Below are 6,214 nucleotides of genomic sequence, written 5' to 3' on the forward strand. Positions count from 1 at the left end.
GTTTGCACTGCTGGTTGCGAAATCGCGGGCTATGAGGCGGCCAGCCACCTCAAATTCCACGGGGCTCACGTGGCCCGACCGGATGCGACCGACGCCCCGCGCTACCGAGGCGAGCTTGTTGGTCGTGACGACGCGCCCACCCCCGATTACGCAGGGATCCTTCGGAGCGGCCTCCGAAGGAGACGCAAGCACACAGGAACTGATCGAATGCCGGCTGCATCAGAGCCTCCCATCGGAACGGCCGCGTTGCAGGCGTTCGGCGAGGCTGGGGAGCGGGCGTATCATGCTTGCCCGCTCTCGAATTGAACATTTAAGTCATTTCGACTATATAGTCAATACGAGATTCGAGAGAATCGTGCGGTGAGGGTTACGGATGGCGAAGATTGACGCAGCGCGCAGAGCGGAGATCGGCCAGGAGAAGCGTGCCAGGACGCGGGCGCAGATCCTGGACGCGGGCACGATGCTTCTCGCGGAGCGACCGCCCGAAGCGCTCACAGTGGATGCTGTTGTGGAAGCGGCGGGCGTTGCAAAGGGGACGTTTTATTATCACTTCCAAAGCATCGAGGAGTTGGCCGCCGCCGTGGGCGCGAAGCTCGGGGAGAGCTTTGACGATCTGCTGACGGCCGCCAGGCTCGAACTGCCCGATCCCATCGCGCGCCTGTCCTTCGCCTTCACGCAATTCCTGGACAAGGCGATCTCGGATCCCATCTGGGCACGGCTCGTGGTTCAGAGCTCGCAGGCCCCCACTGAGTTCGCCCGCGGCATTCGCGCCCATCTCAAGGCCGATCTCACCGAGGCGAATGACCAGGGCCGCCTGAGCGTGCACGACGTGGAGCTGGCCGCCGACATCGTCATCGGCATCTGGCTTCAGGTCGTGCGCGGCAGTCTGGAGCGAAGGGCCGCATCGGACCTGGCCAGCCAAGCTCTTAACGCCGTGCTTCGAGCCCTTGGCGCATCGCCTCCGATGCAGAACTTGGCAGTAGCATGACGTACCATTTGGCAGAACCCCTTGCTCGGAGCTCGTCGTGAAACGCGATTTGGGAACATGACCACTTAAGCTGTCTCCTCACCTGTTCTGAGGTCGTCGTGTCGGCCGTTACCGACCCCAACCCGCTCGCACCCCTGCTGGCTCGGAACGCAGAGCACCGCGAGATACTCCTGCGCCAAGCTGGCGGCACCCTGTGGGCAGAGGAGGTCGCGCGGCGGCTCGGGACACACGCCAAGTCGTCGATGAGCGACGGCGCGCCGGCACCCTGCTCGCCGTCCGGAACGAAAGCGAGTGGCGCTATCCCGCCTGCCAGTTCCAGGACGGCGAGGTCGTCTCCGGCCTGAGGGAGGTCGTGCGCGGCCTCGCCCGTGAGGGTCCGTGGGTCACGCTCGACTTCCTGCTGGCGCCCGACACCGTTCTCGAAGGCAAGACACCCTTGCAGGCCTTGCGTGATGGTGATCGTGAGGAGGTGCTGCGCCTGGTCCGCGCAAGCCGAGGCGACGGCTTCGGGTGAGGCCGTCACGGCCAACGACGCGTCGGATCGTGCCCGTGGGTCAATGGCGCCGCCACGCACCCCGTCGGACAGGAGGTTCGAGGGAGGTCGCGCCGATCTGGAATGTCGATTGCGAGCCTGACCGTGTCACTGGCCGCTGCGGGTTGACCAGATGCGCCAGTGACGATCACTCCCATCACTCCGGATCGCCCGCTCTCGTTCCCCGAGCGTCAGGATATTCACGGCGGCCATGAGCCTGTCGTCCCGTTCCGTGACGCGCAGGACGAACGCGTCGAGGCTGTCGTCGACGACGTGGTGGAAGGCGTGCCAGGTCCGGTGGCCGCGCATGTTCATGTCGTCGAGGTCGAGAAGCGCGTCAACGGGGAACAGGACCTGCTTGAAGACCAGGTGGAGCACCGTGGCGGCGCTGGGGTGGCCCTCCGCCATCGCAGCGAACACTTTGCTCACGGTCGCTGCCGTGAAAAGCCTTTCTTGTCGTCTTCACGCGCCGTTCCGCATTCGTCTTGGTTCGGTGCGCCACAGTATGCCGGCGCGGTGCGATCGGTCGACCTCGCCGGTTGGCCGACCGCACGAGGGGACATCGCCTCCCGGACAATGCGGGTCACCGGCGCTCGGGCGCTCCTTCAATTGGGGGATGTCCGTCCCTCTTCGCTCCCGGCGATTTCGCCGAGGTCGATCCTCAGCACGATGGCGCCGGATTCGTCGGCGACCTCAATGCGCCAATCCTTCAGTTCGACGGCGGCGCCGGCATGCTCTTGCAGGAATTCCCAAGCCGCCTCGATGGCCCTGGCCCGGCCCTGCGCGAGATCGGCAATCCCGGCCCCGACCTCGTCCGGAATGGACTCCCGCCCTTTCACGAGATGGAAGAAGTAGCGTCGCATCAGCCTCTCAGGTTCGCAAAACCGCGGGCAGCCCGCAGCGACGACAGGCTCCCCGCCAAGGGCCTGATCGGTTCGACCGACGCGATCCTCACCCTGTTCCGAATCTCCGATCCGGGTCCTATCCCGCGCACTCCTCGGCGCGTGCGGCGAGACGCTCCCACGCGCTCCGGACCGGGTCATGCACCTGGACGAACGGAGAGAGGCCGAGGAGCAGCAGCCCCTTCAGGTGCTCGCGGGCATTGTCGAAGCCTACCTGCGGCGCGAACGGCTCCATGACGGGGCGTGGTCCGCTGCCGTAGAGCCGCTCGTATTCGATGAAGTTCGTGAAGTGCTCATGATCGCTGCCACGCAGAAGGCACGTCTCGGCATGAGCGCCCTCGGCCAGGATCACCTCGTGGCTGTCAAGAAGGATGTGGAAATACTCGACCGTCTCCATGTCTGACGGCAGCGCGGGCACGATCGAGGTGCCATTCACGAGTGCCTCCACGGGCATGAGCACGCCATCGATGAACAGGGCGTGCTCCGGCGAGAGGTAGAGATCGGTGTGGGGCGTGCGCTCATCGAGTGCGTGGCGTGAGATGCGGATCGGCATCACGCGTTCGCTCCAGGCCGCACCGCTCTTCCGGAAGAGATGGCGGCCGATCCATTTGATCGGCATGGCCTCGCCGCGCACCGTCTCGACGAGATCCCCGATCCTGAGATCCTCGATACGAACCTCGCCGGCCGGGGTCAGGATGGAAGTGCCCCGCAGGAAGCAGTGACCGCCACCTTTATGAGGGTTCCCCTTGCCGATTTCCCACCCGAACGCATTGCCGTTCCCGTTCCTGGCGCTGGCCGATGACGACAGTGTCGTCACTGCCAGTGCGCTCACGGCTGCCACTTTGGCACTTGCAGCCGCCGCCAATCCGACAAAATGACGCCGGGCCCGGTTGACGGGCCGATACCGGTCCGAGGTTTGCGGCAAGATTTGTCCTCCCATTGCGATGTTATAGTCTTATCTCATGGGAGTCCCTTCGGGCTCAGTGCCGAATAAGACGGTATTCCCGTACCGGCAGGCACTCTTTGGTCGAGGGACCCTCTTCTTTCGGGGACTCGAGAAGGCGCGTGCGCGCCCTCCGGGCAGAGACCCTGCCGGTCTCGACGAGGTCACCTGCGGGTGTTACGGCCTCACCAGCCGCAGCTTTACGAAGCCTCGGGACCATTGTTTCAATCCCCCTCATCCCATGCGGCATCTCCGAACGAGTCTGCTGGTATGCCCTGGTTTCCACTTGCTGCCTGAGGCAGGTTGCGGGAAACCGCTCCGCTTCGAGCACACATGACCATTTCCGGAACCCACGATTTTACCCTTGTCGCCCTCTCGATCCTGATCGCAACGGCCGCCTCCTACACGGCCCTCGATCTGGCAGGCCGCATTCAGGCCGCCACGGGCTGGGCCAGCCATGCCTGGCTCGTCACCGCGGCCGTCGCGATGGGGGGTGGCATCTGGTCCATGCACTTCGTCGCCATGCTGGCCTTCCACATGCCGGGCATGGCGGTGAACTACGATCTCGGCCTCACCCTGCTGTCGCTGGCGTTGCCGATTTTGGTCACCGGGAGTGGCTTCTTCGTCGTCAACCGAACGCAGACAGGTTCAGCCGTTCTCGCCCTCAGCGGCCTCTTCATGGGGCTCGGGATCGTTGCGATGCACTACACCGGCATGGTGGCGATGCGGATGGCGGCGGACCTTCGCCACAACCACCTGTGGGTGGCGATCTCGGTCCTGATCGCCATCGGCGCCGCGACTGTCGCGCTCTGGCTGGCCTTTCGCAAAACGGGTCTGGTGCAGAAGCTGGTGGCCGCTCTCGCGATGGGGCTTGCGATCTCCGGCATGCACTTCGCCGCGATGCAGGGAGCCGTTTTCACGGCGCATTCCAGCGTGGATCACGCTCACGGGCAGGCCAGCCTCAATCAGACCACGCTCGCCCTGGCGGTCGCCGCGACGACCTTCCTGATCCTGTTCCTGGCGCTGATCGCGGCCATGTTCGACCGCCGCTTGGCCCTGCTGGCCGAGCGCGAAGCCGCCGCCTTGCGCGACAGCGAGGAGCGCTTCCGGAGGCTTTACAAGAAAACGCCGCTGCCCCTCCATGCCGTCAACGAGGCCGGGCAGATCGAGCATGTCAGCGATGCGTGGCTCGCCCTCCTGGGCTATCGCCGCGACGAGGTCGTGGGTCGACCGCTCACGGACTTCATGACCGAGGACTCGATCCAGCACCGGAACGAGGTCGTCTGGCCCGCTCTCCGGGAGAAGGGCGAACTTAGGGATGCCGAGTATCGTCTCATCAACAAGAGTGGCGATGTCCTCGATGTGTTGATCTCGGGACGGGTCGAGCGCGATGCCGAGGGTCGCTTCAGTCACATCGTAGGTGGCATCGTGGATGTAACGGCCCGCAAGAAGGCTGAAGAGGCGCTGCGTCAAGCGCAGAAGATCGAGGCTGTCGGGCACCTGACCGGCGGGGTGGCGCACGACTTCAACAATCTGCTCGCGGTGGTGCTCGGCAATCTCGAACTCCTGCGCAAGCGCCTGCCCGACGATCCGAAGCTCACGCGGCTCGTGGACAGCGCGATCCAGGGCGCACAGCGCGGCGCGGCCCTGACACAGCGGATGCTCGCCTTCGCGCGCCGTCAGGACCTCAAGCCCGAGCCCGTCGATGTGCCCGACCTCGTGAAGGGCATGACCGATCTCCTCCAGCGCTCCATCGGGCCGATGGTGCAGATCGAGACCCGCTTTCCGCTCGCCCTGCCCTGCGCGCGGGTCGATGCCAATCAACTCGAACTCGCGCTGCTGAACCTCGTGGTGAATGCGCGCGATGCCATGCCCGCCGGCGGCATCATCGCGATTGCAGCCCACCAGCGGAGCATCAGTCCTGCTCACCCCAGCGGCCTCGCACCCGGCGGCTATCTGTGTTTGTCCGTGACCGATACCGGCCAGGGCATGGACGAGGCCACCCTGGCACGCGCCCTGGAGCCGTTCTTCACGACCAAGGGGGTCGGGCGGGGCACGGGCCTGGGCCTCTCGATGGTGCACGGGCTGGCCGCGCAGTCGGGCGGGCGTCTGGTCCTGAAGAGCCGCGAGGGCGCAGGCACGACTGCCGAGATCTGGCTGCCTGTCGCGGAGGCTCAGCCACCGCAGGCTGCACGCTCGAGGGAGCCTGCCACGAACAGCACAGGATCTGGGACCAGGCCCCTGGCGGTGCTGGTGGTCGATGATGACGCCCTTGTGCTCCAGAACACGGCCGCCATGCTGGAGGACCTTGGACATCATGTCGTCGAGGCAGGCTCCGGCCAGGAGGCCCTCGATCACCTCGACACAGGGATGTCCGTGGACGTGGTGATCACGGACCAGGTCATGCCGGGCCTGACGGGCTTGCAACTCACCGAGGCAATCCGCAGGCGATGGCCGCATCTGCCGGTGATCGTGGCCACCGGCTATGCGGAGTTGTCTTCCGATCTTGCACCTGACCTCGTGAGGATCACGAAGCCCTACACGCAGGATACGCTTGCTCGAGCCGTCGCCGAGGGCGTGCGGAGAGCGACGGCAGGAAATGTGGTGCCGTTTCGGTTGATCTCTGGTGCCGAGAAGACTTGAAACCCTGTCGGAAGGCCTCCGGCGAGAGCGCTACCTCGCCCTGATGCGGATGGCGCCCCGCCTCCGTGACGGGCACCACCGTCGAGAGACACCCACTCGGCTACGGTCATGGCGGGCGATGATGTTGATACGGCTGACATCCTGGAGGTCGAACCCGGCCAACCGGAAGCTTGATCACGATGCGGCTGGCGCGTGAGTTCACGAGC

General features: G+C 65.3%; 6 protein-coding genes and 1 pseudogene. 3 read left to right on the forward strand and 4 right to left on the reverse strand.

The features are described 5' to 3' along the window. Positions 1-192, reverse strand: a pseudogene (locus BN1233_RS49375) (hypothetical protein); the annotation flags it as partial. 181 nt (positions 193-373) lie between these two features. On the opposite strand from BN1233_RS49375, the gene BN1233_RS41415 reads away from it, so the two are divergent. Both BN1233_RS41415 and BN1233_RS41420 read left to right on the forward strand, forming a co-directional pair. Continuing rightward, positions 374-988 carry a TetR/AcrR family transcriptional regulator gene (locus BN1233_RS41415; RefSeq protein WP_046869531.1) on the forward strand — a complete coding sequence of 205 codons (615 nt, stop codon included), beginning with the start codon at positions 374-376 and terminating at the stop codon, positions 986-988. Between the two features lie 193 nt (positions 989-1,181). Next, a complete protein-coding gene (locus BN1233_RS41420) occupies positions 1,182-1,502 on the forward strand; it encodes a hypothetical protein (RefSeq protein ID WP_052764144.1) in 321 nt (106 codons plus the stop codon). Positions 1,503-1,628: 126 nt separating this feature from the next. Here the strand turns inward: BN1233_RS41420 and BN1233_RS41425 are convergent, their stop codons facing one another. The 3 genes from BN1233_RS41425 to BN1233_RS41435 form a co-directional block, all read right to left on the reverse strand. Beyond that, positions 1,629-1,949: a hypothetical protein gene (locus tag BN1233_RS41425; RefSeq protein WP_147707853.1), complete on the reverse strand. Its 321-nt coding sequence runs from the start codon at positions 1,947-1,949 to the stop codon at positions 1,629-1,631. 176 nt (positions 1,950-2,125) lie between these two features. Further along, complete coding sequence (locus tag BN1233_RS41430) at positions 2,126-2,383, reverse strand: DUF6894 family protein (protein ID WP_046869533.1); 258 nt, start codon at positions 2,381-2,383, stop codon at positions 2,126-2,128. A gap of 118 nt (positions 2,384-2,501) precedes the next feature. Beyond that, a complete protein-coding gene (locus BN1233_RS41435) occupies positions 2,502-3,347 on the reverse strand; it encodes a Hint domain-containing protein (protein ID WP_244470781.1) in 846 nt (281 codons plus the stop codon). Between the two features lie 351 nt (positions 3,348-3,698). Between BN1233_RS41435 and BN1233_RS41445 the strand changes: the two genes are divergently transcribed. Continuing rightward, positions 3,699-6,008 (forward strand): MHYT domain-containing protein, encoded by a 2,310-nt coding sequence (locus tag BN1233_RS41445; RefSeq protein WP_046869536.1) that lies wholly within the window; start codon positions 3,699-3,701, stop codon positions 6,006-6,008. The last annotated feature ends 206 nt before the right edge of the window (positions 6,009-6,214 follow it).

It is taken from the genome of Microvirga massiliensis, assembly GCF_001006805.1.
Taxonomy (GTDB): Bacteria; Pseudomonadota; Alphaproteobacteria; order Rhizobiales; family Beijerinckiaceae; genus Microvirga; species Microvirga massiliensis.